This is a genomic window from Paenibacillus sp. CAU 1782 (assembly GCF_054551715.1).
Map to the genome: position 1 here is coordinate 46,200 of NZ_JBTOLL010000015.1, position 26,635 is coordinate 72,834.

At 40.5% G+C, this 26,635-nt stretch carries 25 protein-coding genes and 3 pseudogenes; 25 read left to right on the forward strand and 3 right to left on the reverse strand.

The window, feature by feature from the left end:
* Positions 1-334: 334 nt before the first annotated feature.
* The 4 genes from ACX93W_RS21630 (at position 335) to ACX93W_RS21645 (ending at position 3,694) form a co-directional block, all read left to right on the forward strand.
* Complete coding sequence (locus ACX93W_RS21630; protein ID WP_459394449.1) at positions 335-967, forward strand: hypothetical protein; 633 nt, start codon at positions 335-337, stop codon at positions 965-967.
* A gap of 181 nt (positions 968-1,148) precedes the next feature.
* A complete protein-coding gene (locus ACX93W_RS21635; RefSeq protein WP_459394450.1) occupies positions 1,149-1,655 on the forward strand; it encodes a DinB family protein in 507 nt (168 codons plus the stop codon).
* A 435-nt stretch (positions 1,656-2,090) separates the two neighbouring features.
* Entirely contained in the window at positions 2,091-2,891 is an 801-nt protein-coding gene (locus tag ACX93W_RS21640) for an inositol monophosphatase family protein (RefSeq protein ID WP_459394451.1), read from the forward strand.
* A 233-nt stretch (positions 2,892-3,124) separates the two neighbouring features.
* The gene (locus ACX93W_RS21645) at positions 3,125-3,694 is read left to right on the forward strand and encodes a GNAT family N-acetyltransferase (protein WP_459394452.1); all 570 of its coding nucleotides are present in this window, start codon (positions 3,125-3,127) and stop codon (positions 3,692-3,694) included.
* A gap of 210 nt (positions 3,695-3,904) precedes the next feature.
* Here ACX93W_RS21645 and ACX93W_RS21650 read toward each other — a convergent pair.
* Positions 3,905-5,025 (reverse strand): IS3 family transposase gene (locus ACX93W_RS21650; protein WP_459394453.1). Its coding sequence is split into 2 segments (ribosomal slippage): positions 3,905-4,776 and positions 4,776-5,025, totalling 1,122 coding nucleotides; the frame shifts between segments, so codons are not numbered across the junction.
* A 181-nt stretch (positions 5,026-5,206) separates the two neighbouring features.
* Between ACX93W_RS21650 and ACX93W_RS21655 the strand changes: the two are divergent.
* The 8 genes and pseudogenes from ACX93W_RS21655 to ACX93W_RS21690 all read left to right on the forward strand — a co-directional run.
* Positions 5,207-5,428: pseudogene (locus ACX93W_RS21655) on the forward strand (transposase); the annotation flags it as partial.
* A gap of 270 nt (positions 5,429-5,698) precedes the next feature.
* Positions 5,699-5,988, forward strand: a pseudogene (locus ACX93W_RS21660) (DDE-type integrase/transposase/recombinase); the annotation flags it as partial.
* Between the two features lie 43 nt (positions 5,989-6,031).
* Positions 6,032-6,712, forward strand: a complete 681-nt coding sequence (locus ACX93W_RS21665) for a hypothetical protein (protein WP_459394454.1) — start codon at positions 6,032-6,034, stop codon at positions 6,710-6,712.
* 190 nt (positions 6,713-6,902) lie between these two features.
* Entirely contained in the window at positions 6,903-7,535 is a 633-nt protein-coding gene (locus ACX93W_RS21670; RefSeq protein ID WP_459394455.1) for a hypothetical protein, read from the forward strand.
* Positions 7,536-7,703: 168 nt separating this feature from the next.
* Positions 7,704-8,420 (forward strand): HEAT repeat domain-containing protein, encoded by a 717-nt coding sequence (locus ACX93W_RS21675; protein ID WP_459394456.1) that lies wholly within the window; start codon positions 7,704-7,706, stop codon positions 8,418-8,420.
* A gap of 57 nt (positions 8,421-8,477) precedes the next feature.
* Positions 8,478-8,720 carry a hypothetical protein gene (locus ACX93W_RS21680; RefSeq protein ID WP_459394457.1) on the forward strand — a complete coding sequence of 81 codons (243 nt, stop codon included), beginning with the start codon at positions 8,478-8,480 and terminating at the stop codon, positions 8,718-8,720.
* Between the two features lie 261 nt (positions 8,721-8,981).
* Positions 8,982-9,725, forward strand: a complete 744-nt coding sequence (locus tag ACX93W_RS21685; protein WP_459394458.1) for a DUF5694 domain-containing protein — start codon at positions 8,982-8,984, stop codon at positions 9,723-9,725.
* A 56-nt stretch (positions 9,726-9,781) separates the two neighbouring features.
* Positions 9,782-9,970: pseudogene (locus ACX93W_RS21690) on the forward strand (histidine phosphatase family protein); the annotation flags it as partial.
* Positions 9,971-10,099: 129 nt separating this feature from the next.
* Here the strand turns inward: ACX93W_RS21690 and ACX93W_RS21695 are convergent.
* A complete protein-coding gene (locus ACX93W_RS21695; RefSeq protein ID WP_459394459.1) occupies positions 10,100-10,819 on the reverse strand; it encodes a sensor domain-containing protein in 720 nt (239 codons plus the stop codon).
* 376 nt (positions 10,820-11,195) lie between these two features.
* On the opposite strand from ACX93W_RS21695, the gene ACX93W_RS21700 reads away from it, so the two are divergent.
* From ACX93W_RS21700 to ACX93W_RS21760, 13 genes are all read left to right on the forward strand, one after another.
* Entirely contained in the window at positions 11,196-11,552 is a 357-nt protein-coding gene (locus tag ACX93W_RS21700) for an MSMEG_1061 family FMN-dependent PPOX-type flavoprotein (RefSeq protein ID WP_459394541.1), read from the forward strand.
* A 164-nt stretch (positions 11,553-11,716) separates the two neighbouring features.
* Positions 11,717-12,244, forward strand: coding sequence for a YfiT family bacillithiol transferase (locus tag ACX93W_RS21705; protein WP_459394460.1), 528 nt, complete (start codon positions 11,717-11,719; stop codon positions 12,242-12,244).
* Positions 12,241-12,666, forward strand: coding sequence for an NUDIX hydrolase (locus ACX93W_RS21710; protein ID WP_459394461.1), 426 nt, complete (start codon positions 12,241-12,243; stop codon positions 12,664-12,666). The genes ACX93W_RS21705 and ACX93W_RS21710 overlap by 4 nt, the downstream gene beginning before the upstream one ends.
* 211 nt (positions 12,667-12,877) lie before the next feature.
* Positions 12,878-13,441: a histidine phosphatase family protein gene (locus tag ACX93W_RS21715; RefSeq protein ID WP_459394462.1), complete on the forward strand. Its 564-nt coding sequence runs from the start codon at positions 12,878-12,880 to the stop codon at positions 13,439-13,441.
* Positions 13,442-13,665: 224 nt separating this feature from the next.
* Entirely contained in the window at positions 13,666-14,352 is a 687-nt protein-coding gene (locus ACX93W_RS21720) for a cyclase family protein (protein ID WP_459394463.1), read from the forward strand.
* A 33-nt stretch (positions 14,353-14,385) separates the two neighbouring features.
* The gene (locus ACX93W_RS21725; RefSeq protein WP_459394542.1) at positions 14,386-14,844 is read left to right on the forward strand and encodes a DUF5662 family protein; all 459 of its coding nucleotides are present in this window, start codon (positions 14,386-14,388) and stop codon (positions 14,842-14,844) included.
* 52 nt (positions 14,845-14,896) lie between these two features.
* On the forward strand, positions 14,897-15,064 hold the full coding sequence (locus tag ACX93W_RS21730; protein WP_459394464.1) for a hypothetical protein: 168 nt from the start codon (positions 14,897-14,899) through the stop codon (positions 15,062-15,064).
* Between the two features lie 34 nt (positions 15,065-15,098).
* Positions 15,099-15,623, forward strand: coding sequence for a hypothetical protein (locus ACX93W_RS21735; RefSeq protein ID WP_459394465.1), 525 nt, complete (start codon positions 15,099-15,101; stop codon positions 15,621-15,623).
* Positions 15,624-15,903: 280 nt separating this feature from the next.
* Positions 15,904-16,722, forward strand: a complete 819-nt coding sequence (locus ACX93W_RS21740; protein ID WP_459394466.1) for a hypothetical protein — start codon at positions 15,904-15,906, stop codon at positions 16,720-16,722.
* Positions 16,723-17,109: 387 nt separating this feature from the next.
* Entirely contained in the window at positions 17,110-17,511 is a 402-nt protein-coding gene (locus tag ACX93W_RS21745) for a hypothetical protein (RefSeq protein ID WP_459394467.1), read from the forward strand.
* A gap of 231 nt (positions 17,512-17,742) precedes the next feature.
* Positions 17,743-18,126 carry a hypothetical protein gene (locus ACX93W_RS21750; protein WP_459394468.1) on the forward strand — a complete coding sequence of 128 codons (384 nt, stop codon included), beginning with the start codon at positions 17,743-17,745 and terminating at the stop codon, positions 18,124-18,126.
* 391 nt (positions 18,127-18,517) lie between these two features.
* The gene (locus ACX93W_RS21755; RefSeq protein WP_459394469.1) at positions 18,518-20,215 is read left to right on the forward strand and encodes a histidine kinase; all 1,698 of its coding nucleotides are present in this window, start codon (positions 18,518-18,520) and stop codon (positions 20,213-20,215) included.
* The gene (locus ACX93W_RS21760) at positions 20,212-21,141 is read left to right on the forward strand and encodes a response regulator (RefSeq protein ID WP_459394470.1); all 930 of its coding nucleotides are present in this window, start codon (positions 20,212-20,214) and stop codon (positions 21,139-21,141) included. Before ACX93W_RS21755 ends, ACX93W_RS21760 begins: the two co-directional genes overlap by 4 nt.
* Positions 21,142-21,296: 155 nt before the next feature.
* Here ACX93W_RS21760 and ACX93W_RS21765 read toward each other — a convergent pair whose 3' ends face one another.
* A complete protein-coding gene (locus tag ACX93W_RS21765; RefSeq protein WP_459394471.1) occupies positions 21,297-26,495 on the reverse strand; it encodes an InlB B-repeat-containing protein in 5,199 nt (1,732 codons plus the stop codon).
* Positions 26,496-26,635 lie beyond the last annotated feature (140 nt).

Consider the following 26,635-nt stretch of genomic DNA (forward strand, 5'->3'; position numbering starts at 1 on the left):
TGCCCAGCTGTCTAGCGATGTCACTCAAGGAAAGTTATTCTAATTATCGTAGAAATTTGATATACTCTTGTTGAGGCGTTTTCAGCATTCCTTTAATTCTCCTTCGTCAAGTTCTCGCAAACCTAACGATAGGAGGATCATAGGGTGCTGGCAGGTGTCTCTTTTTCTTTGCCGTTACTTGAGCATTTTTATGCTGCAATTCTTGGCACTTTTAGTATGCAATAAACATACCGGCAAGATTAATCGCTGCGTGGGATTAATGGGCAACGTAAGCTTTTCGGGCTCGTGAACACAAAACGTTAGGCGAAATCGTTGCTAGTGAAAGGAGATTTAAATGCATATCAGAGGAATAATTCTTGAGGGGTATTCAAATGCCGGGAAGACTTCAGTATTAAATGCGATAAAACAATTTCAATCACAAGAGGAATCCTCAGAACGGAGTGTAGTTATTCTTGGAGAACATTATTCTCAAATTTTGAATAATAAACATGGAGAATATGTAAGCCTAACTCGCGAGGAACACATTGAATTACTTAAAGAACGAGTTAGTATGCTAAGGAAACTTAATGAATGGGCGGTTCAACTTGGTCCTGCATCTAGAAGATCGCGGGGACTATTTTATGTTCTGGAGAGGTTCCACTTAAATCACAGAGCTGCGTTTGAAGGCTCGGATTTTGACGAGATAAATAAAATAGAAGAACAGCTCGAATCGTTAGGTGCCAAGTGTATTTTGCTTACAATCTCACCTGAAGTTGTAGAAGAAAGAATTAAGAGCAGAGAACCAGAGATATGGAGAACCAAAACGGAAGAAGAGGTAAGGTCTTCAATGAGTGAATTATTACGAGTCCAAAATGAATTGCGAAATCAAGCTAAATTCTCAAGAGTGCCAACAACAGAAATCAATACAGATTGTAAGGACTGGAATGGATATGCAAGGAAAATATTGGAGAGCAAAGACTTCATCTAACGTGGCATCCGCTCCTCGATCCGGCAGAACGAGGAAGCGGAATCAGCCGGACAACCCTGCAAGGCTAAGTGGCGGAGCCACCTGGCAGGAATTAATGGCTGCGCTGGATTGATGGGCAGCTTAAGCCTATCGGGCTTGTGAATAAAAAACGTTATATGAACTTACTAAGGCTGGTGTATTTATGATGAGGGGTATTATAGAAAAAATAGAACAAACTAGAAAAGAACTTAACCAAATACTTGAACAAGTTCCGGTTCATTTATTTAATCTGCCAGAGAGAGCAGGAGCATGGAGTATAGGTCAAGTCTGTCGGCATTTAGTTATGACTGAATTATTATTTACTAAGGCTATAAAACAAGGGTTGGTTGCTGATGATCTTTACGCTCCTCCAAGACCTATAGATTTGCTAGCTGATGAGAATAAGAAGTTTGAGTCACCTGATTTTGCTAAACCCCAGAAGGATGAAGAATTAACATACCAGATGATTCATAAGCAATTGACTGAAACAAGGAGAAGTTTGTTGAACGTAATTGAAGGGGAAGAAGACCTTACTATATTTGATAGGAAGGCTGCAAAGCATCCTTTCTTTAAAGAATTATCATTAAAACAATGGATTGAACTGCTTTATATACATGAAGCTAGACATATAAATCAAATACTGAGAATTAAACTTGAATTACAAAAGTAACACCATATAAAAAATGCCCCTATCTTTGGTAGATCGAAAACGGAATTTTCTACGAGAAATGCTGCAAATTTTGCAGACAGCAAGGAAATCCTGGCTTTATTCGAAACCATTGGCTTAATCCAGGGGTTGTAGAACTTGGGCCTGCTAAAAGCAGCCAACGCTCTATTCCCTACCCAGGAATCTGACAAATATTATTCCCCAAATTAGTGTTCATCCCCGATTTCTCTTGCCTCACATGGCCGCTACTACGTTCTTTCGTAAATCAGGTTGAAGATTTCTCCAATAGATACAGAGAATTTAAATGAAGTAATTGAATATTTGCGGTAAGTGATTAAATTCAGTAAAGGCTTGGAAAGCAGGGGTATCTTAAGGCCTTCGGGCTCGTGAACACAGAACGTTAGATAAAAACAGTTGAGAACTTAAAAGGGGTGCCGAATGGATTATAATATCATTCAACAAGCAAAGGAATTGTCAGTAAAAATTATTCGCCAGGCAGGAATGATTTCTAGAGATAAATTTGATCATTTTGTAGATTTGAAATCAAAAGATGAATTTGGTGATGTTGTCACTGAAGTTGACCATTTAGCTGAAGAAATCATAATCAAACAAATTCGAGCTGCTTTTCCTACCCATCAGATACACAGTGAAGAGGCAGGGTTAATAGGCATCAAAAATGATTGGCTTTGGCTTATTGATCCATTGGATGGAACCAATAATTTTGCAATTGGATTGCCTGTTTTTACGACTTCAATAACGTTGATGTATAGAAGAGAACCAGTGCTTGGAGTGGTTTATGAGCCATTGACTGATAGATTATTTGTATCTGTCCTTGGTGAAGGAGCGTATTGCAACAATCAACAGGTTCGGGTAAAAAGTAATCTTCATATTTTGAAAGGAAATATTGGTTGGATTCAAGGGCACAAAGTACAGAACGATAGAAGAGCAGTTCAATTAAGACAATATATCGATATAAACTTCAAGAGAATGATGAGATTATGGGCGCCAACACTTCAATGGTGCATGCTTGCCAAAGGGGATATCGATGGAATTATTCTTTATAATTCTGAAGGAGATGATTTGTATTCAGGTATTTTAATGGTTAAGGAAGCCGGAGGCATCGTAGTAGATTTTGATGGGAACCCATTTACAGGAATGAAAGAAGAGCCTTACATCATTGCTTGCCATCCAGATCACAAGCACGAATTATTGAGAATAGTTAAAGAGGGACTTCGTTAATTCAAGGAAACAACTGACTTCATCTAACACCCTGTTCAAGCATCGGCGTGTTCGCTACCCGGTCCGGTAGAGGTTGGAAAGTTGAGAAGCCGGGAAGCGGAACTAGCCGGACAACCCTGTAAGCTTTAGTCTATTGACCCGTTCCTGTTGGTCACTTAAGGCTTTTGGGCTCGCGAACAAAAAGCATTAGTTGAAATTGATGCGGTATAAAAAACAAAAGTCGGAGGATCACTATGTCATTTAAAGATGCATTTATTACTTTTCCTGAGCTTGAAACTGAAAGGTTTATATTGAGAGAATTACATTCTGAGGATGCGGAGGAATATTACAGTTATTTCTCGGATTATGAAGTAACAAAATTTTGGGGATATGAAGGGCCCAAAAATATTGAGACAGCTTCAAAGACATTTACGAGGTTTAGAAACGCATTCACTAGAAAGGATATGATAACTTGGGGAATCGCTACCAAAGATGATGATAAAATTATCGGCACATGCATATTGAACGATTTCGTTAGAGCATCCATGGTGAATGTATCCTACAGCCTATCCAGAGAGTATTGGGGGAAAGGAATAATGACTGAAGTGCTCAGAACCATTATTCCGTATGCATTTAATGAACTTGAGGTGAATCGAATACAAGCTAAAGTAATGCCTGAAAATAATTCATCTGTAAAACTTTTATCAAAAGTAGGTTTTGTGCAGGAGGGATTACTTCGGGATTATATATTTGGTGAAACAATTACAGATACATTGATATTCTCCATTTTAAAGAAAGATTTTATTAAAAGCTCCCTAGGGTGAATTCAATAATGCCATCAACATTAGCTGAAAAGTGTTCATAGTACAGAACTTGTAACTTTAGGAAATGGAAATCCTTATGTGGCTATTGTACTAATGAAAGGCTTCTAAATTCTGAAGCTAAATGGATATTAGCAAAGACTACAAGTATATATAGAATCAGATATTAATAATTATTGGGTTGGATTCCCCTATTGGATTGTCAACATTAAATCAGACAGCTTTTTTAAGGGCTGCTTGGCGATACTGAACAGGTGTCATGTACCCTAGTGAGCCATGAATTCGATGCTTGTTAAACCAGTTGACATAGTCGTATAGTTCCAAAAGCAGGTGATCAAAGTTCTGGAACTCCATCTGATAGATGAACTCCGTTTTCATAACCTTGTAGGTAGCTTCTGCCACAGCGTTATCATAAGGGCAACCTTTGGCGCTTAACGATCGACCGATCGCAAAGGTTTCCAGAAGCTCGTCCATTTTCTGGTTTTTAAACTCACTTCCACGGTCCGTATGAAACCACTGGATATGACTCAGGTCGCCTTCTACCGTAGCAAAGGCGCGCGAAACTAGAGCAGCGTCCTTATGTGGACCTGCACTATGGCCAATGATTTCTCGATTGAAAAGGTCAATGAGGACGCAAATGTAGTGCCAGCGGTTCCCCACCTTCACATACGTTAAATCGCTGACCACGAAGCGTTTAGCCTCAGCCTGATCAAACTCACGATCTAACACATTCGTCGTTGTTGCCCCATTACAGGCGGTTTTGTGGGGCTTGAACTGGGCAATGGTATAGGTGGAGACCAAGCCCTGCTCGCGCATGATTCGGCCAATACGGCGTCTGGAGACGATGAGCCCTTGTTCCTTGAGCTTGGTTTTGATCTTTCGTGTACCGTAGGCTTTTCGATTCTTATGGAGGATATCCACAATCGCCTTTACTAGTACATCTTCATTCTGTCGTTTTTTGGCTTCATAATAGTACGTACTTCTAGCGATTTGCAGGACGTTACACCATGCTGATACTGAGTATTTATCAAGGTTATTTCGAATGATAGCTACTTTCGTCTCATGATCAGCGCCGCTTGCTTTAAAATATCTACCTCCATCTTTAGACGTTGGTTCTCTTTTCGTAACGCCATTAGTTCGGTTTCTTCTGACGAACGATTATCCTTCTCCTTTAAGGAACCCGTAGTCTGAGCTTGATTGATCCAGCGGTCTAAAGCAGAAGCTGTGAGGTCGTATTCCTCCACAATCGCTGCCCTGGATTTCCCATTCTCATAGAGATGCACCATTTGTCTTTTGAATTCTGCGGTAAAGGTACGTCGTTGTTGTTTTGGCATTGTAGAGATCCGCTCCTTCGCATGATAGGTCTATTCTACAAGCCCTTATTTTTATTGTCCAACTAAGTGTAGCCGATCCACTTGTCAAATATCACATATTCAGTGCGTTTGCTGAACGGACCTTTATAATGAACCCATAGAGTGCGACACAAGGAGGAGATAAATAAGTTATACTAAAGCTATGGAGAAACGGAATCGATATACCGCAGAGTTCAAGACAAAAATCGTCATGGAAGTGTTGAGAGAAGAGCAGACGGTGAACGAGATCGCCGGGAAATATGAAGTTAGCCCTGTGATGTTCAGCCGATGGAAAGCAGAGTTTGTGGAGCGTGCCTCTTTGGTATTCGGCCGAGAAACAAAAGAGGCCGAAAAAATGAAAAAGAGCTATGAGGAGAAGCAAGAACAACTGGAGAAGCTAGTGGGTCAACTGACGCTTGAAGTCAGTTGGCTCAAAAAAAATCTGGGTTCTAATACATCCGTAAGAGACCGGGAAGCGATGGTGGAGCGAGAAAACCGAAACATCAACATGAAGCGTCAATCCGAGCTCTTGAGCCTTCACCGCACGAATATCTATCGACAACGAGATCCCAAACAAGAATTGTCAGAGAATATACAGCTGATGCACGAGATCGACAAATTGTATACCAAGCATCCGTTCTTCGGCTACAGGCGGATGACCAGCAACTTGCAAGAGATGGGATGGTGCGTCAATCGAAAGCGTGTCCAGCGGCTCATGCGCGTGATGGGGATCGAAGTGATCTACCCCGATACCACGCCCAGTATATTCGCCCGTATCTATTGCGTGGATTGAAGATTGAACGCCCGAACCAGGTCTGGGGAATTGATATTACGTACCTACGGATGGGTCAAGGCTTCATGTATCTGTTCGTGATCATCGATTGGTACAGCCACATGATTATCGATTATGAGCTCTCCAGTACGCTAGAGAAGGCATTTGTGCTAACATAGCGGATTAAAATTTAGACTTCGTAAGCGGGTGACGAGGGTGACATTATCTAAGAGGGCTTTAGAATATCTTGAAAAATGTGAATGGAAAAGTTCTGTGAAAGATGAAAAAGAAATTTTAGAAACTTTTGAAGCCATAAAAATTCAACCTACATTAGCACTCATGGATTTTCAAAAAAGATTTGGGGGTTATGTAGAGTATGCATATTTAGAACCGATTACGTTTGGTATTCTCCAAAAAGATCCTTGTCGAGGTGACTTTCTTAATGAGAAGGGTCTTATTATCATTGAGCCTGAAGATGATATTATTGTTCGTCATTATGTTTGTGCGGATACATTATATCAGGAGACATTTTCGATTGACGAGCGGGGGAGATACTATCTTGGATATGAGCTTCAATGTAATAACTTTGACACACATATTGAGGAAGCAGCTATCTTGAAAGAGTTAAATAAAGAAAAATGGGATGCGGTTTTTGAATATGAATTAGATATGAGGACTAGAAATACCTATGATATTATCGATGATTATCAATACACGGAGTTATGTAAGTATTTCGGATTAAAGAAACTTGAGGGTTTTCCGGAAGATATAATTAGTTTCGATAAAAACGACACTTACTTGGTCTGGAGACGTTCAAATTCATTAAAAGTACTAAGTAAAAAAGGGATTGGAAATAGTGATCTTGAGGCTTTGAATAAAGTGTTTTGTAAGAGCTAAAGTTATAAGCAACACAATTAAATAGAGATAAAGTGACAAGAGGAACAAGCTTTCTTAAGTTCTTCAAAGAGGGTCTAACATCATGCGCCTGGAGGTCCAACGTTCACTGAACACCCAACAAACACTTGTTGAGAATACAGGACATTATGTGCAATATCCTATAAATTATATTGACTAAGGAGCAATTCAAGTGATCCAAAACATAATTCAATTTTTTGATAGCAACTTTTTTCAAACCTTTATCATTCTTATTGTAGGTTTATTTGCTTTTATTTCTTATAAAGTAGTTAAAAACGATGAGCGCAGGAATGCTGCATCTATAGTTTTGATGGAAATCAGAAGTATCGAAGATGAACTTAATAGGTTAAAAGATGCAAAGGATTTATACGCAACAAGACCAGTGATTTCTTCAAATGAATGGAAAACCTATAAACATATATTAATTAGTGAACTTGATTATGATGAATATACATCTATAGAAAATCTATATCGTATGGCGTCAAATATAGAACAAGAAAGACAGTTATATAGAGAGCATATTGAGATTACAATCAAAGAAAAAGCTAGAGCATTCCAGGAACATGCATCTTTAATTGCGACTCAATTATGGGATAAAGAAAAAAGAGAATATGATGAAAGAATAAATAAAGTGGCAGCATTATTTTTCCCAACAACTCCAGAATTCAAGGGAAGATTCCCTAAAGAGTTGTTAGAAAAGCTTTTAAATGACTATTATCCAGTTACAACTACAACTGCTGGCCAAAAAATAAAGTTTATTGCAAAAAAGCAAAGAGTGTATTCTTTCTTTAGAAAGAACATGTAGAGGAATTTCTGGCCGAGATAGAACGGAAAACAATATGACTATTGTTTATTTGCTGAATTTGAACAACCACAGAAAAATTGAAGAGTCTCAAAATGGATTAGCAGTATAAGCTAGTGAGACTTCATGTGTATAAGGTCATTATTAACATTCTCAAAGAGGAGCACAAACATGTTTACAGATCTTTTTTCTAGACTCGGCCTCACATTGCCTGTTGCATTCGTTGAGGAGTTGGAGCTGCATAAGAAGAAACAAAAGGATCAAACCTATTTTTTAAGATTAATGGAAGCTGACGAGATCATTGAATTAGTTGATTATATGTCCAAAATTGAGGTTTATCAGGATATCATTCCTTTGTGGAGCGATGATCATTCAAACTATATCGGCTTGTACGTGCAAGGCGCATGCAAATACAGGATATGTTATATCGATCATGAGGAAACGGATGTATCTCCGGCTTTTAGAAGTATACATTCATTCATAACGAATATCGAACAACATCCTGATCTGGATTGGCATGATTTGAATAAAGACTATCCAGCAGAGTTTGAAGTTAGTGAAACTGAAATGAATGAAGACCTTGTTTGTGTTGACGAGTTGCATCGAATGATAAGCTCTGACGAACTTATAAGCGATGATATTCGCTGTCAGTATATTTTTTCGATTATGGCATTAACGCCAAAAGGAAATCTTGATTCCATCATAAAATATCTAGACGATGAAGATATGTTTGTTCAAGAAAGAGCATGTGAAATTATTGGATTTCATACTTATATGCCAGCTAAGGAAAAGCTGGTGGAGATCTCCAAAAACGGAATGCATAATGGGAAAATAGCAGCCAAAAGAGCATTAGAAAGGATAAGGCAAGACAGAAAGAATGAAATTTAAAAGCTCTGAATTGCTCTGTAAAGCGACTCAAACTACCAGGAAATATAGTGAAATTCAATGAATCAACAATTATTCCATACAGTTAACGGATATTTAGAAGGTGTAAGCAATGTCATTACTTTCTTTGGGGGATGTTACGGACACCAATATCAGTTTATTCATATTAATCAGCCAATTGATCGAGCAATAGAAGTTTACAATACGAATAGTAACTTAAAGAATCACAAAGATATTAAATATGTAGGGCTAAAAGAAGTGGATAATTGGAAAGATGAGATGTTTAACATTACTGCAGGCTGATTTTTCTCTTTGTTTCGGTTAAATAAAGTGGCTGTAAACATTAAGTATCCGGGAAATGATGAGAAAACACCTGCAGAGCTGGACAAAGAGTTAAATAAATGAGGTTTATATCCTGGATCTATATCAGTGGGGTTAAATCGAGGGTTCATACATAAAGCAAAGCTATACGACAGAACTGAATCTAAAAATGAAGCTAACGGGGATTAACAATAGAGTACAATTTATGAAAGTTCGAAATTGCAACTAGGAGGTGAGCTGAAAATGATAGGGAAGCCCAAAGTATTAATACTCGGAACATTTCATATGAAACCAACACCTGACTTGTATAAAGCTGAAATTGATAATTTACTATCGTTTAAACGGCAACAGGAGATTGTAGACTTGGTTGAAATGATCAAGAAATATAGGCCAACAAAGATAGCTGTTGAGGTCGTGACAAAACAGAACGAAGAGATTAATAAGCAGTTTACTGATTATGTTAATGGTGATTTTGTATTAGAAGCAAATGAGGTTCACCAGGTTGGGTTTCGTATCGCTGCTGACTTATCCCATAAAGAAATATATCCAGTTGATTGGATGGAACAAGGTGCAGGAACAAGAAGTGTAGGTGAAGTATATGAATGGACGCGTGTCAATCAGCCAGAGCTTTTCAATTCTATATTTGGTTGGATACACAATAGGAACGAAAATAATGGTGAAGAAAGCTACAAAAGTATTACGGACATGTACCTTGATTGCAATAACGTGACAAGTATTCATCAACATCATAAGATGAATCTTCATATGGCTCGTATTGGACTCAATGAGCAATATGTTGGTGTGGACTGGCTAATATGGTGGTATCAAAGGAACTTAATTATTTTCTCGAACATTACTAGAATTTCAACCTCCCCAGATGACAGAATATTATTAATTATTGGAGGAACACATGTTCAGATTCTAAATCAATTTTTGAATGAGAGCGATTTATTTGATTTGGAAAATATACAGAACTATCTACATTAATCCAAGAAGGTCTGTATGAAAACCATTATTTATTTGGTCAGGCATGCCGAATCACCATACTAAATCAACACAGGGGAAAGAAAATTGCGATTGGAACACATGGTCTTGTCATGACATTAATGATGAATCATTTTGATTCAAAATATGGATTAGATTTCTTGGATCAATTAAAGAAACCGGATATCTATAAAATGATATTTGAAGGCCTGGAATTAAAAGAAGTAACAAGAATGTGGGACGAATAGGGAGGGAACTTTTCAATATACGAGGAAGTCCTGAAAGGCATTTCGATGAATGGGGATATGCCTAAAACACCACCGCCCAAAACCGGATTTAAAGGTGGGCGGTTGGTGTTCTAGGCGTGGATGAGCGGTTCAATATTGCTGGAGTTCTAATTGTGCCAGCTCAAAAGAAGACTGACGTTCGTCGAAAGTTGATGTAGGCGCAATGACCTGTGAATGGGTTGGCTCTTGACCTGCTACAGTAAGTATCCAGGCTGCATACAAGTAGGCAAGCCCTCTAAGCATCAGCGGCAAAAGCAAGGCGAGAATCAGACCAACCCCGCCGGCAATCCAGGAACGATGAGCGGCAGTTAATTGCCAGTTTACCAGTTGATCCAGTCCCCAAGTGTTTTCGAATAAATTGAATGAAAACAGTCGCATGCTAATTTCGTAGGCGAGCGGCGAAAGCATCACGGAAAATGCGACAATTGGCAACACGAGAGCCATAGTAAAGGTCGCGATGCCGATCGGCAGTTGAAGAATGCCGAAGAGAATCGCCCTGTATGACCGGCTATCTTTCAACACAGACATCATCCATTGCTTCCATCCTTGCTGGGCTTCAGGTAAAGGTTGCTCTGACGCAATGGCAGGGTATTCCTTCCCGGCCAGCCATCCCTCGGCATATCTCGCTTCATTCACCAGCATCTTTCGGGAAAGGGCCAACGTCCCCACCAGCAGCGGTACTCCAATAAAAATAATCGACAGCGGAAGGCTCGCCGACAAACCCGCAACGATAATAATGAAGGCTACGATCCCTTTCGGGAGAGCCGTAATAAGCATTTTCCAGGCCAATAAGGCGCTAGGTTTCCTCATATCCATCCCACACTTTTCTGTATTGTTGCGTTAATTGTAACCTTTGATACCAGCATCTTCATCATCCCCACGAATGAATCTGAGCCAGACCAGGGTCGAGGCTTTTAATCCGCAAGAGTATAGCAGGTCTTTCGTCACTTGGTTGTCGGATGTATAATCATGGAAGAAGATCAAAAAACAAACGTCTCAATCTGAGATAAGAGCGGTCTAAGGAAAAATTCAAACTGGGGGCCTCCTATGAGTAATCCTTTTAAAGAAATTTTGTCTTCAGAAGAAGAGATTAGAGAGATTTTGGGCTTTCCGAGTGAGCTTGTATTGAAAAAAAACCGTATATGATTTAGATGTTCATTGTCGTAATTTTATCTCCTTATCCCCTCTGTTATTTTTATCTACCTCCGATGATAAAGGATTTTGCGATGTATCTCCGCGAGGGGATATGCCAGGTTCCGTAACTATTTTAGATGAAAAGCACTTCGTAATTCCGGAGAGGCCAGGCAATCGCAGAATTGATTCAATGAGGAATATTTTATTGAATCCGAGAGTCGGAATTATATTTATTATCCCTGGACTAGAAGAAACGCTTAGGATTAACGGGAAAGCATTTGTTATAAAAGATAATGAAATTCTTGACTTAATGAAAACCAATGATAAAAAACCGCTGTTAGGAATAGGAGTAGAAGTAGAGGAATGCTTTATACATTGTGCGAAAGCATTCAAGAGGTCTAAATTATGAGAAAGCGATTCATGGTTGAACGCTGATAAGATGCTATCCATTCCTGCAATCTTGAAAGATCACGTGAATTCAACGGAATATACAACAGAATTAATTAGGCAAGGGTTACGAGAGAGTTACGAAAAAAGGCTGTACTAATTAAGAATGAAGAATGGAGATGCGAAATGGATCAAGTTAAATATCCCATCGGACAATTTGAAGCCCAACATCATCTATCCGGTGAACAATTACGTAATCTGATAAATGAAATTCCAGGATTAATAGAAAAACTAAAAGCATTGCTAAATGGAATCGAAGCTCACGAACTAAATATCCCATATCGAATGAATGGCTGGACAATAAAACAAATCGTTCATCATTTAGCTGATAATGATATGAACGCATATTTAAGGTTTAAGAGAGGGCTAACTGAAGAAAACCCGCTAGCAAGTTCATATCGTGAAGATCTATGGGCTGAATTAAATGAATATAAGAGCTTGCCAGTCGAACATTCAATTGCGCTTATTGAACTGCTGCACTATCGGTTTTACCATTTGTTAATTGAATTAGATCAGGACGATTTTAAACGGACGATACAAACCGAGGTATTAGGAAAAGTAACACTGGAAATTGCGGTTCAAAGATTCATATGGCATAACAAACACCATATGGCACAGATTGAAAATCAAATAAGAAAGACTAATTCTTTATGAATCCACCAAAACATATACTGTCTGCGGCTGCAATTGTATTGAATGAAAAAAATGAATTGTTGCTTATTAAAGGACCAAGAAGAGGTTGGGAGATGCCTGGTGGTCAAGTGGAAATAGGTGAGTCCTTGAGTCAAGCAGCCATTAGGGAAACCAAAGAAGAATCGGGAATCGATATCGAAATTATTAAGTTTTGCGGGATATTTCAGAATGTAGGGAATTCAATTTGCAATACACTATTTTTAGCGAAGGCTATAGGCGGGGAATTAAAAACATCATCAGAGAGCCTGGATTCAGGATTTTTCCCATTAGAAGAGGCACTTGAAAAAGTGGAATGGAAAGATTTTAGACAAAGAATTGAATATTGTTTAAGACCTGAAATGCAGCCCTTCTGTATAGAATTTATTGATCAGAAAAATATTTGAGACAGCCAAACCCGTCACGGCCGCTCCTTGGTCACTTGCTATACAAACAGGTATGAGGAGATACAAGATGATCGATGTTATACGTGCATGTCTGGCAATAAGAGTAAGAAATAGAGAAGAACATATTGTTTAAAATGTTCGAGTTGTAATCGGAAATATACTTCTGATGATTATTAACTTTCATACAGTTGGATTTCAGGAGGTAACTCATTTGGAGATCATATTTATTCGGCATGGTCATGGTGAACACTTACTTGACTATCCCAATCGATTAGAGACATTGCATCCTGGGCTCACGGAATACGGCAAGATGCAGATTCATCAACTTCGCAATCAATTATCATTCGATTCTGATGATTTAATATTAGTCAGCCCGTCAAAGCGAACCATTGAAAGTGCGTTACTGTTGACTGGAAATTCCGGATTTATGATTAGTCCACTTGTTGGGCCAAGAATGTTTCCTCAGAATCCCAATCTCCCGTTTTTAAAATGCGATTATATTTATACAAGAGATGAGATTACAACTACATTTAGAGACATTGACATTCTGGATTTTAATTTGGATTGTTGGGGAGAAGGAATAAATAGAATAGAGCAGACGGTTTTTGAAGGATATGCAAGGAAACTGCTGAATTGGATCGAAGGTAAGTATAATATAACATTTATAATCTCGCATGATGGAACAATAACAAATTACCGAATATTGCTTGGAGAAAAAAAGTTATCAAGAAGCGATTTTCTTGGTGAAGCAGGGGTATATAAGATGAATTTGTAAGTAATTCGAGAAGATACCTCAAACATCCAATAACACTGTATTCATGAGTCGGGCATTCGCCCTCAGTCCACCAGCTATGATCGGAATGGGACTCGTGGCAGCCAAGCGCACTATACATCGGGACGTATTGCATTTGAAGCAAATCAGCATTAAAGGTTGATACCCTTTCAACGTTCACTGTCCTGGCGTCGCACATGATGGAAACGAATCAAAGGAGTTTATTTATGAAGAAATATGTTGAAATTGCTTATCCAATTTATGAAGGAATGCCTGTGTATCCAGGATTGCCAGAAGTGAAACTAGAACCTAGAGAAAGACTGGAAAAAGGAGATGACTGGAACGGAAGCGTATTGAGCATCTACCTCCATGCCGGTACCCATGTCGATGCTCCATGGCATCATATGAACAATGGAAAAGGAATCGATGCTGTTCCGATTGAGGACTTTATCTACAAAAAGCCATTATTAATTGATTGTCCGCTTGGACCAAACGGATTCATCACGGTGGATAAATTGATGGAATATACAGACTTGCATGAAGCTGATATTTTGATATTCAATACAGGCCACTGGAAGTACCGTGATGTGGATTTTGATAAATACGCCAATCATTTCCCAGCTGTTTCACCAGAAGCTGCAGAATTTATCCGCAAAAATCTGCCAAAATGTAAAGCAGTAGCCATCGACACTCTAAGTATAGAGAATTTGACTGAAGCAAAAAACAATGGATATTTTGTCCACCATGCATTTTTGGATCATGAAAAATACGAAGAACCGACAATGCTGATATATGAGGATATAAATCCAGCTCCTTTAATTGGGAAAAAGCTGATTTCTGCCTTCACAGCACCACTTCGAATTAAAAATCACGATGCATCCGTCGTTAATATCATAGTTGAAATTGAAGAATAGTTCTTAATTATTCTCAAAAGGAGAGCAGCCATTCTGAAACCATACTGGAGATATTTCTTATATGTTCTTGACCATAAATTAAACGTTTTAATTGAATGTTGGAAAGCAGGTCTGTATGTTCAAGGCATATTTCATGATATGTCAAAGTTTTTGCCTCAAGAATTTTTTCCATATGCACTTAAGTTTTATTCAAATCAGAAAGGTGAAGGCATCGAATTAAGATGGAAGAAGGCTTGGCTTTACCACCAAAATCATAACAAACATCATTGGGAATATTGGATAGTCAATAAATACACAAAAGAAGCATTGCCAATGCCAGAGAAGTATTTAATAGAAATGGTATGCGACTGGAAGTCATTTTCGAGAAAGTGGGGCCGTAAGGTTAAAGAATCAAATCTAATAGAAAGAATGATGGCATCGGATAGTATAATTTTGCATCCAGTGACAAGGGAAGATCTTGAAAATTACATAAAACGAAGCATAGAAACGTAGTTGGATAGTTATTTTGGTCGGAGGAAATAGTTTCAAAGGAAGGAGAGAACGGATGGATTATATTAAGTGGATTAGAAGCAGAGTAGGTAATGAAATGATTATCCTCAACTTTTCAGGGGGAGGAGCAATGGAGCTGGATAAAATACCTGAATTATTTAACCAGCAGCATACTGATGCATTTAATGATTTTGTAGCTCAAAAAGTAGGTGTATTCCGGTAACAGGAATAGCACAGGATTGAGAGTAGATGAATAAATGAATGTAGAACTTAATAAAGAATTCGCTTGTCAACTTAGTAATATGCTTATGTGCAAGCTGATATGGTACAAGCATTTCCACCCTTTTTGTGATGAAATCATTGAAAAGCAAGAGAGACCACCATATTGGATTATCGAACTGTCTATGGAGAAATATCAGCCCAGGGCGATCGAAATCGTCAATACATATATCTATTCTGAACCATTTGTTGAGTTGGATTATGGTCACATGGCCAATCAGTACATTGCTTGTCTTTATCAGAAATACTTGAGTAGAGAAATATCTTGGGCAAGTTTTCTTTTTTTATCAGGCGAATACGCAGATAGTTGTCAAAACGTTAGAGAGGATTGTGAATACTTTTATGAATTACTTACTGACTATGAAGACTCTGATTTTGACCCTATAATTGAAAAAAAACAAAAAAGTGAAATATATAATCAATTCAACGCGGAAATAGATGAAATAGGTCCTATTTATCTGGCATTCAAGGAATACTATAAAAATTATTTAATGGGCAAGTAATTAAGAATGAGGCCGCTTGAAGCGATAAGTCTAATTGGGCGCAAAAAAAGATGCAGCTCTCTCATTTTAAAGAAAGGCTATGGGCTAACAAGATATTTACACATCGGATATTCGTCCTTGGTCCGGCAAGCCTCTCCTGTTCGTAAATCCAAAGGCATTGTCTGAAATTGCCGAATTTTTTTTATTTGACGGCTTAGAATAAAATTGAAGATTATGGGACCCATTTTCCCTACGTTGAAAATATGAATCTATGACTACAAGGGAGGCAAAGGCAATATGAATGTTGAGAGAGCCGCGAATTATTTGGAGGAATGGAAGATTATTAGAAAGGAGAATATTTGAATACATATTTCTTGGTGGATCAAAGAGTAATGTAGTATCTTCGCTAAAAGCTTATCAGAATGATGATGGCGGTTTTGGAAACGCAATTGAGCCTGATTTGCGGGCACCTAATAGTCAACCTCTATTTTTAGAATTTGCATTACGTATTTTGTATGACTGTAATATTAAGGATGAGAATATTGCTCGTAAAGCATGTGATTATCTATCTATTCGGGCTGACCTTGAAAATGGAATTCAAACAATTGATTCATCGTCAGCAAATTATCCAAGAGCCGAACATTGGAATAACCCTCATTATACTGAACCATCATTTAGCAGATTAACTGGCCTTGTAGGGCTTCTTAAATGGCAGGGGCTGCAAAATTCCTGGCTTGATAAAGCGACAGAAATCTGTTTGAAAGATATTCAAACTAAAAAATACGACAGTGTACCTCAAACAGAATTTATCAAAGGACTATTTCAAAAGTTATCTAATGAACTTTTTACATCTAATTTCTTTCGATTGGATGCTTCTTCTTTGAGCTATGGGCTTTCCCCTTTAGAATTTTCGCCAACTTCGACTTCTTATTGTAGAAGTATATTTGCAGATGATACAATCCATGAACATTTGAAAGTGTTAGACTCTCAACAAGACGTTGCTGGCGGATGGCTGATAGAATGGGAACCCCCGGGTGAAACGGCGCTATTAGAATGGAGAGCCTATAAGACTTTGAAGAGTCTAATGATACTGAATTCATTTAACAAAATAGAACTGTAAAGGTATCTTGATGAGGTTGGCCTTATAAAACATACTATTTACGCATCTCGTCTTACGGCTATGCAATTAAGGATCATTTTTATGAAAAAGCAGGATTTAGTAAGGCAAGAAGACGGGATTTATATTAAACATGCAAAGGGTAATTTGAAGGCGAATTTAATGAAGAGGAAGTATTATTAAACGTTATGTTCTTGCATCGTCGCATCGTTGAATAGGCTCTTCAGTCCGGCAGAAGTTGAAAAGCAGGCAAATGGAAACAACTGAACAACCCTGTAAGGCAAAGTCTAACGCCCCATTCCCGTTAGTTACTTAAGAATTCCGTTTTTTTAAACACAAGAACATTATTCGAAAACGCATTAAAAATAATCATTCATCGGAGGTGATAATGTGAGTTGGGATGTCATCTTAATGAAATTTTCAAAGGATGTAAATAAAGTAGAAGACATTGATGAGTCGATCATTGAAAATTTAGGTAGTAGAGAAGTTGTAGTAAATAAATTAAGCTTGATCTTCCCTGATGCAGACTTTACCGATAAATCTTGGGGTACCTTAAATAGAGAGGGATATTCAATAGAGATCAACATATCTGAAGACTGCAATATTAACTCAATAATGCTTCAGGTCAGAGGAGATAATAGAGCTATATTGGCGATAAAGAAAATATGTGATGAAACGAATTGGAAAGCAATTGACGAAGAAATTCTTAATTTCGATAACAAGCCAGAACGTGGATTAGAACAATGGCAAACGTATAGGCAGCAAGTAATAAATGGTATTGAAAAGAAATAAATAAAGTTGATATGAATTCTGACAGTAGCTCGCGAGGGAGTAGATCATCCGAACAAACCTGCAAGGTTAAGTAGCGTAGCCACCCCGGCAAGACTTAATTGTTGTGCTTGATTGGTTGCTTATGCCTTCTGGGCTCGTGAATACAAGAATGATATTTTTAAAGCTGGTGAGACGTCTTAGATACAGTAACGTTATTTTCAATTCACAAAATAAAGTATTGGAGGAGAAAATATGGAGTCAGAAATTTTGGTAGGGATTATAAGCCTAGGAGTAGCAGTGGTTACAGTTGTATCAAATAGTATTATTTCAATTGTTTCTAAAAGATATGATTACAAGTCATCTATACTTCAAATTACTCTTGATTCTGCTTATAAGGAGTATGAATTTAGAGCAAATGGTGAACTACAAAGAGCCAAAGAAGAAAATAGAGTACCTCATGTACTGTCCTCTACTGAATACTTAATCTTTTACTCCAATATCGCAAAACTGTTAAGTAAAAAGAAAATTACTGAAACAGATATTATAGAAACATTAAAAACAAACAAGGAAGCAATTGATGCTTATTATAAGAATAAGGATGGATTTAAACCGGAGTACCATAAAAGAGAATCTTAAAGCAATTTAATGTTAAGCTTGTGAGACACACCTGGCATTGGCCAGGTGTCGTGGATACAGTAACGTTTTTGAAGGTCGATTTAATAATTAGAGATCGAAAAGGTGAACAATGACATTGTTTGCGGCGGAGGCCGCATCTCCCGAAAGCACCTCGTTCGGCGTAAGCGGATCGATCTTGCCTACAGGACAGATTGATGGATAAGGGGAACCGTGGTAGAATTGTTCCAAGAATCGACACCGTTACAGTTTGCTGGGGAGTATGTTCATGAGATCGAATTCTACTCTATTTTCTATGAAAATAATGGCCATTTTTTTAGCCATATCGCTTTGCACCGCATTCGTTTTCGTCATTTATTTTCAGGATGCGAACAAATCCAAAGCTGATATCAGCATGGAGATTCTACAAGACAATTCAGGAACCATGACCTTGTCCGACGTTAAAGTCAGCGATCAATTCGTTGCTTTGCCAGGCAATTATTCCAAGGTTGGCTATTCTCCGGCCCAATTATGGTTCAAAATAAAAGTAAACCGCTTTAACGCGGAAGAAATCAATTACCTTACCATAAACAACCCTCTTTTTGAAGATGTAACGATCTACCTCCCGACAAGTAACGATTATGCAGCTAGGCAATTCGGGTACGCGCATAAGGGCCATTCCGATGAGATCGGTTATGTCTACCCCGCAATCAAAATCCCGCCTCACTTTGACCCTAATCAGTACATATACATGACAAGCAAATCGTTATACGGACAAAACTTTATTGTCCAGCTCGTAGATGACGATTCCTTTAGGAAAACAAGCATGACAAACGTTTGGGTGGGGGGCATCCTACTTGGCGTTTTGGCGGCATTGTTTTTTTATAATTTGGTCATGGGTTTAGCCATTAAAAACAAAACGTTTATAAAATACTGCTTTTATGTGCTCGTTACTTTGTTGTGGAATGCAGCAATGACGGGACTTTTAAACATCACCGGCTTCAAATACGCCTATTGGCTTGCGGAATATTCCACGGGCATCGGCATTTTCATGTCGCTAGCCATCGCCATTTTTATGAGAGAGCTTTTTCAAACCCGAACCAGGTTTCCCAAGATCGATGCCTGTTTAAAACTGCTCATCGTTTTCTTCCCCATCACTTTAGTACTGTTCTTTTTCGTCAGTAAAGAGCTGGGAGCATTCGGCGCGGGCGCATCTTCTGTGGTGTTTGTACTGTATTTTATCATTATGGTTAAAGGAATATGGAATAAAACCATAATTTCGCCGCAACTCATAACGGCATGGCTCTTGTGTTTGGTGTCGGTCATCCTGTTTTATTTGATGACTTTTGGAGTGCTTCCTCAAAGTTACATTATTATTTATTACTTATTTTTTCTATCTTGCGCCTCTGCTACCGCCTTTGCACTGTCTCTTGCAGAAATTATTAATCAATTACATGCAGAGAAGCAACACAATCAAGTTTTATTTCAAAATTCCGAAATTCAATCCAAGCAATTTGAGCTTGCTTTTATACGGGCACAAATCGATCCGCATTTTGTTCACAACACGTTGAATGTGATAGAAGGGGTTATCGCTGAAAACAGAGAAAAAGCGGGCAGCCTGGTCAACGATTTGTCCCATTATCTCAGAACTATTTTTGATTACAGCAATTCGGAACGATTTATTTCTATTCATGAGGAACTGGATACAGTCAAGTTTTATGTTCGCATTGAGCAAGCCCGGTTCCCGGGCAAAATAATCGTCAACTATGAAATTGATCCGGATATTCAGTTAAAGGTTCCGCGCCTTGTTATTCAGCCTTTGGTAGAAAATGCGATTAAACACGGCATACGTAAAAGGAAAGTGGCAGGAACAGTTACGGTTAGGGTTAAGGAGCTTGAACAGGGCTATTTTATATCCGTAGAAGATGACGGAGTCGGCATTGAAGAGGCGGACAAATATAAACTGCTTGAATACTCGACAGGCAAGGGAATTGGGCTTGCCAACATAAACGCGCGGCTTAAGGCCGAGTATGGAACGCAGCTTCAAATCGTCAGCGAGAAGGGTAAAGGAACTGCGGTTCGCTTTGACGTACCCATTAAGGAGCAGCCATGAAAGCTATAATTGTAGACGACGAATATTATGCGTTGCGGAATTTGAAGAGCAAGTTGGAAAATATTGCGGATGTCGAAGTTGTCGCGATGTATGACGATCCTGCAGTAGCTTTAGAAGAACTAAGCAGCGTACAGCCGGATCTTGCTTTTCTGGATATTGAAATGCCGGAGATCGATGGCATAAGCTTGCTCGGGATGATGTTCAAAAAAAGACCGGATATGGATTTTGTTTTTACATCCGCTTTCCATGCCTATGTGACAGATACGCTTGAAACAAAAGCGTTGGACTTTCTCGTTAAGCCGGTGAAGTTCGAGCAGCTTTATGTCACCTTGGAAAAAATAAAGAAAATTAGAAGTAAAAACGTCATGGCACACAAAATCGAGATCAAATGTTTTGGCAATTTCTCCGTATTTATAGACGGGAAATTGATCGACGACAATTGGCGAACCAGAAAAGCCGAGGAGCTTTTCGCTTATTTGTTATGCATGAACGGCAAGCCCGTGTCCAGAGAACGAATCATTCATGACTTGTGGCCCGATTCGGAGTTGGATAAAGGGTATGCAAACTTATATACGACGCAATATAACTTAAAGAAGATATTCGAAGCTTTTGGCATTCATCACTTGATCAAGAGCAGACTCGGGAACATTTGGCTCAACCTCGAAGACATTAAAGTAGATTTGTGGGAGTTTGATCACTTCAATAAAAGTTATCATGCGGATAAGAGTAAAATGGAGATCCTCGAGCAAATGGTGGAGTTGTACAGGGGCATGTTATTTGAAAATAAGCTTTATTCATGGACGTTAAGCATACAGCAACCTTACGAGGTAAGGTTCGACGATGCATTGAATATTTTGATCCCGTTTTATAGGGAACGCGGCGATGAGAAAAAAGCCAAGTATTATGAGATGAAAAAAATACACTGAACAGATAGGGTGTGCATGCAAACTCCGCAGAAAGCAAAAGGAAGCTAAATGATGTCCTTATGCGGGTTGCATATACGCCCTTGCGTTTTGAAAAAAAAAATCGCCCGCATGCTGCGCGAGCGATTTTTGGTTACTTTCCACATTTTTCCATAAGCTTATTGGATGACAAAGGTATACGTTTTTTGAGTGCCGTCCTGCGCGGTTACGACTAGTCTGTCGGTGCTTTGCACATTTCTTCCGTGTCCAAGCTCCGTATTGTTCTGATCATACGTTTTATAGCTTCCATTCGGCGGTCCAGCGACAGCGTAAGTAAAGCTCATATAGTAAGTATAAAGAGGCACGGTAATCGTTCCTGCCACGGGATCAATTTGATAGCTAGTCGATGTCGATGTCAATGTAACGTCGTTGTACAGAATAACATAATCCGCGCTAGTCGAATTTTGAGCGGTAACACGTACGATCATACCTGGAGTGATATCGGACGTCCCTTCGGTTACAGGGGTCAAGTCTTGATTCAACACGCTGGCGGCAGCGTGCGGGGATAACGTTAACCCGCCGAGCAACTGGCTTACGGTCAGGGTGCTCGGAACCGAAAGGCTGTCACCGCTCACCTTTCCGTTCACATTAGTTAGAACCGACTTGGCGCCGCTAAGCGTCGGTGTTGGCGTCGGCGATGGTGAAGATGTCTGCGTCGGCACTGGTGTTGCCGCTGGTGTTGCCGTCGGCATCGGCGATGGTGTTGGTGTCGGCGTTTGAATCGGTGCCGGTGCCGAGCAATACCATTGTGCTGAATAGGATGTATCTTGAGCCGGCATCGTGCTTGAGAACGCAGGCGACCAACCGGTGAAAGAACAGCCTGCTCTCGTTACGGTTGGCGCCTGTATGGCAGCGCCGTACTGTACTTGAGCTTTGGTGCCGCCTGTGCCTCCGTTTGCATCAAACGTCAGGTTGTAGCTGTTGCGTGTGTAATAACGTACGATCGTAAGGCTTCCATCGGCTGCCACCGTGCTCGATGTCAATGCTTTACCGCTGCTGTCATAGGCTGTGCTGCGGTCATAGGCAAAACCGGGATATTGCCCGATCGCTGGCACCGCAAGCGACCCAGTGCTTCCTTGAAAGCTTCCCGTGTCGGCTTCAACGTAAAGCGTATTGCTTCCGAGACCTTGCAGTCTGTTCGAAACACGGTAAGGCGTATCGCTGCGCACTTTCCAGGTCGCTGTGTAAGTCGTGTCGCTGGATGGCATGGTGTCTGGAAGTGCCTGCGACCAGCCCGCAAAGGTATAACCGGGTTTTGTAAATGTTGGCACTGCGCTGTCCGGTATCTTCGAGAGGCCTCTGGCCGAATAAACAATCGAGGCTCCGCCTGGATCAGCATAAAACGTTATTTTGCGCGTAGCAGGCAGGTATTCATAACTAAGCTTCGATAATCCGTTTCCGGATATTGTAATGGCTCGTGTTGGCGGCGTATCATAGCCTTCAATTGTGATCGGTACCGGCGAAACAGAAGCGCCGGCTGTACCGGAAAGGGTAACGGCTTTAAATGTTGTGCGTTCCCCTGTATTGGGATCAATCGTAATGTAATCGACAATGTAGGGTATGTTGGTGTGCGGTATCCATTGTGCATAAAGCATTATATTTCCTGATGGCATGAAGTCGGGAATGTTGTAAGGCTTCGTGCCTTCAGGGTCCAAAGCCCAGCCCGTAAAGGTAAATCCCGTTACTTTTGGCGCTTTTGTTAATCTATCATTTTTTTTGGTTGATGCGTTGACCTGCAGTACAATCCGCCCGAAACGGTACAACTGCAATTCGTCCGATACTGGAACATTAGGATTCAATGTTATAGCTCCGTATCCGCTCTTGTACCAAGTCAAATTAATACTGCGCGAGTAGGGAAGGGAGTTTAAACCCGTCTTTGAACCTTTCCACGTTATGGTCATCTTGCCGGTAAGTATTTCATCCGTGGCTATTGGTGATACGTTTACACGGGATGTACTGTGATTGTACTTAAATTTATTGTTATCAAAAGTAATGGTGTAGTTCTGTGGATTATCTTTACCTACAATAATTTCGCCCGTTACCAGATTTAAATCGTTCAGCTTAAAGGCGTCATCAATGGATGGGAAAGTCTCTTGCTCAAAAGCGACAAAAGAAGGAGCATCCTTTTGTTCATAGGCAAAATCGATAAAATGACCATTCGGCGTGCCGGCTCTATAAAGCGGCCAGTACTCACTGAAAAAGCGGTCGGAATATGAATATGACCCGCTAAAAATCTGTGCCCCCCATTCTGCCTCCGCATACATGCCGATCTCCAAAAGCAATGCGCCTAACGTTTTGGTTGGTGCCGAAGACGACTTCTCATAATAGAAATACCCGTAGAGCTGAAGATAGGCGCCGCCCTCTGCCGTTATTCCGATGCTGTTCAAGTCGATATGAAACAAGCCGGCCGCCAGGTCGAGTCGAATGCCAGCCTTCAACCCCAGCGTTCCCATTACATAGAAATAGAAATTATAGGTGCCGTCGCCTGGCAAATCCACAGTGCCAAAAGAAGGCGATCCTTCGCTAAGCTTAAAACTGGCTGTATATCTCTTCGCAGATTCATAGCTGAAGCCGATCCCCAAGGAAATATTGGGATTCATGCTGATGACAAAATTCCCTTTAAAGTTAACATGAAGCAGACCCAATAACAGGCGTTTGTCGAATTCGAAAATTTCTTGCTCGACCAGGTCAACCCAGTCCGTTTCGTTCTCCAGCATGGCTTGATAGCTTTCCACCAACGTGTTGGCGTTTACCGTAGCCGGAGTGGAAGGAGACTGCTTCAGGACGGCTTCCAGTTGGTCTTTGATATCCACTTTGTTTTTGGCCGTATTCCAGATCGTACTCCAGCGATCAAGCGGAGTATCCGCTGCGACGGTGCCCATCTGTGCAGATGCATCAATACTTGTAAACGTGAAGGCATCCAGGTTGGCGCTGGCTTGGTAGTCCTTAGGGTACGGAAGATCAAACAGCCCCAGGTCGATGTATCCCCAAACCGTACTGCCATTTACGCCTACGCTCAAGGAGACTTCTTCCGTAAATGCAGCGTTCATATGGATCAGGATATCGTTGTCCGCGCCTGTCGAAACCTGAATATCGCTTGAAACCGCGAGATTCAGACGCAATCCGGATTTCCCTTGGAAATGGGATAACGTCGTGCCTATATCCGCTGAAACCTGCAAGTTGTGCAGGGTGACATCCTCATTTTCAGCTCCCGGTACCGCGGATAATATGCGGACTTCCGAGTTTTTTGCGCTTGAGAAGGTTGATGCGGCATTGGCCGCCATCAGTTTTTTGAAGCTATCGGTTTGCAAAGCCGCGGTTGTCAAATAGTTAGCAGCTTTATCGACAAATCCGCTTGCCAGTGCCTGTTTCTTGATTTGATTCTCCAAAACAGCGATATCGGTTTGATCCAATAGGTCGGCCGCGTCTATCGTTTCCTGCTTATAGAAATCCAGAGCATGAGTAATGTCATCCTGTGTTGCATCGGTATAGGCAATGACATAATTATTCCCGGAGTTTGAGACGGACGTTACTTTGCCGTAGCCTGAGGAGTCACCGGTCCGCATATTGACGAGCGCAAGGAAGTCTCCGACTCTGGCAACGGTAGCAGCGTTAAGACCCATAGGTGCATATTTGGCATGTGAATAATCCATTGCTGCGGGAGCGACCGTAATGGAGTGATTCTCCTTGTCTCCGTCGGTGTCCGACGCAGGGTCGACCGGCAGCACGTTTGGTTTAAGCAGCACATTCATCGGGTTTGCCGTTGTGTAGGAATAGATATTTCCTTTAACCGAAGTGATTGCGACATAGGCGATATCGCCATCATCCAAAGTATTCAATGTACGCAGATCGGGACGTGTTCCTTCATAGACAGAGACGGTATCGCCGACTTTCAAGACTATATTTCCTTTGTATTGGAAGGTACCGCTCGTAGCGGAAACTGAGCTGGAATTGGCTCCATCACTACCTACATTTGCACTCATGACAGCAATCGAAGGAGAGGTAACGAGCACCCCATTCTGACTCATTTGCGAGATATCGGAAAACTTCAAGTAAATCAGGTAAGGATTTAGAGGCAGCCGCATGACCTCTTGTTTGGCAATGCTGAAAATGTAGTTTCTGGTTGTTGCGTCTTTGCCCGTGAAAGCAAGGTTAGTATCATTCAATGTGAGTTGGTACGTATTTCCCTCTTCAAAAACATCGTTTTTTGCAGCAATAGAAAAGCTGCCGTTGGAGCCAGTTATTGAAATCCCTGCAAAATCAGGATTGGAGGGAGATTTGAACGAAATGCCGGCTTGAACAGCTGCCGCCGTCATTTTACCTGTAGAATCCTTCACGGCGATTTTAAAGTTCGGCTTCTGGTCCATTGCGTATGCATTGGGAGTGAGTATGACTGCATCATCGGAGTATGCAAGGTAATGGGCATACAAGGTCATGTCGCTTTTGACGGTATCGTAACTCATGACTGGTTGCGTAAAGTCACGATCCTTATACCAGCCATTAAAAATGGAGCCTTGTTTGAACGACAGCGGAAGCCGATCCAGCGATTCTCCTCGTTTCAGATTTAAGCTATCGATTGGAGGACCGCCATTCGGATCGAATGCAATTGTATAGGTTATGTTGTCGCTGGCTCTTACGGCTTTGTTCGTACGCATAAAAAGAGCGGCCGCTTCAGCGCGAGTCGCCTGAGAAAGCGGTTTGAAATGACCATTCGCATCTCCGGTAAACAGGCCGGCTTGCCAGAGTTTTTTCGCCGCATCAACCGCCCACGGAGAAATATCGGATATATCTTCGGGTTCCGATGTATGGTCAGTTAATGGATAAGGGATACGATCGCTTTCAAAATACTTCAATGTCAGTGCAGCCATCTGTTCTCTTGAAATAGGGGCATCCGGCGAAAATTCGTTGTTGCCTGTTCCATTGGTAATGCCGCTTTCGACTGCCCACTGCACGTAAGGTGCATACCAGGCTTCGGGCTGCACATCCGTAAATGCGGATGTTTTGTATAGACTGGCATCTACTTTGGCGATTCGCCCAAGCACAGTAACAAACATGGCACGGCTCATGGTGGTGTCAGGCGAAAAGATATTTTTGCCTGTTCCGTTGAATAGGCCATTCTGATTAACATACATAACCGCGTCATAGAACCAGACTGAAGGTGCCACATCCTCAAATAAAGGTTGAGGTGCGGCCTGTACAGTTGTTTGGTTGGCTGCCGCAGCTTCGTCAGCAACCTGTGAATTAGCGGTAATCCCAGGAGGCATCACGTTTAAGAGAATACAAAACAATAGGAACAAACTTAATAGGCGCTTATACAAGTTCAATTTCCCTCCTCATAATGTTCCAACCTGTAGTCAAGTATTGATCTTACAATACGGATCTGAATGGAATCTAAACACATGGTAATAAAAGCTAGTAGAGTAAAGGTATAGGGGTTACAATTAAGGGAAAGACATCG

What these genes read in the sequence shown, in the direction of transcription:
- ACX93W_RS21645 (WP_459394452.1), top strand. Translation starts at nt 3,125, where the DNA reads ATGTCATTTAAAGATGCATTTATTACTTTTCCTGAGCTTGAAACTGAA.
- ACX93W_RS21705 (WP_459394460.1), top strand. Translation starts at nt 11,717, where the DNA reads ATGGATCAAGTTAAATATCCCATCGGACAATTTGAAGCCCAACATCAT.
- ACX93W_RS21675 (WP_459394456.1), top strand. Translation starts at nt 7,704, where the DNA reads ATGTTTACAGATCTTTTTTCTAGACTCGGCCTCACATTGCCTGTTGCA.
- ACX93W_RS21630 (WP_459394449.1), top strand. Translation starts at nt 335, where the DNA reads ATGCATATCAGAGGAATAATTCTTGAGGGGTATTCAAATGCCGGGAAG.
- ACX93W_RS21680 (WP_459394457.1), top strand. Translation starts at nt 8,478, where the DNA reads ATGAATCAACAATTATTCCATACAGTTAACGGATATTTAGAAGGTGTA.
- ACX93W_RS21695 (WP_459394459.1), bottom strand. Translation starts at nt 10,819, where the DNA reads ATGAGGAAACCTAGCGCCTTATTGGCCTGGAAAATGCTTATTACGGCT.
- ACX93W_RS21750 (WP_459394468.1), top strand. Translation starts at nt 17,743, where the DNA reads ATGGAGTCAGAAATTTTGGTAGGGATTATAAGCCTAGGAGTAGCAGTG.
- ACX93W_RS21710 (WP_459394461.1), top strand. Translation starts at nt 12,241, where the DNA reads ATGAATCCACCAAAACATATACTGTCTGCGGCTGCAATTGTATTGAAT.
- ACX93W_RS21755 (WP_459394469.1), top strand. Translation starts at nt 18,518, where the DNA reads ATGGAGATTCTACAAGACAATTCAGGAACCATGACCTTGTCCGACGTT.
- ACX93W_RS21635 (WP_459394450.1), top strand. Translation starts at nt 1,149, where the DNA reads ATGATGAGGGGTATTATAGAAAAAATAGAACAAACTAGAAAAGAACTT.
- ACX93W_RS21640 (WP_459394451.1), top strand. Translation starts at nt 2,091, where the DNA reads ATGGATTATAATATCATTCAACAAGCAAAGGAATTGTCAGTAAAAATT.
- ACX93W_RS21735 (WP_459394465.1), top strand. Translation starts at nt 15,099, where the DNA reads ATGAATGTAGAACTTAATAAAGAATTCGCTTGTCAACTTAGTAATATG.
- ACX93W_RS21740 (WP_459394466.1), top strand. Translation starts at nt 15,904, where the DNA reads ATGTTGAGAGAGCCGCGAATTATTTGGAGGAATGGAAGATTATTAGAA.
- ACX93W_RS21720 (WP_459394463.1), top strand. Translation starts at nt 13,666, where the DNA reads ATGAAGAAATATGTTGAAATTGCTTATCCAATTTATGAAGGAATGCCT.
- ACX93W_RS21760 (WP_459394470.1), top strand. Translation starts at nt 20,212, where the DNA reads ATGAAAGCTATAATTGTAGACGACGAATATTATGCGTTGCGGAATTTG.
- ACX93W_RS21685 (WP_459394458.1), top strand. Translation starts at nt 8,982, where the DNA reads ATGATAGGGAAGCCCAAAGTATTAATACTCGGAACATTTCATATGAAA.
- ACX93W_RS21730 (WP_459394464.1), top strand. Translation starts at nt 14,897, where the DNA reads ATGGATTATATTAAGTGGATTAGAAGCAGAGTAGGTAATGAAATGATT.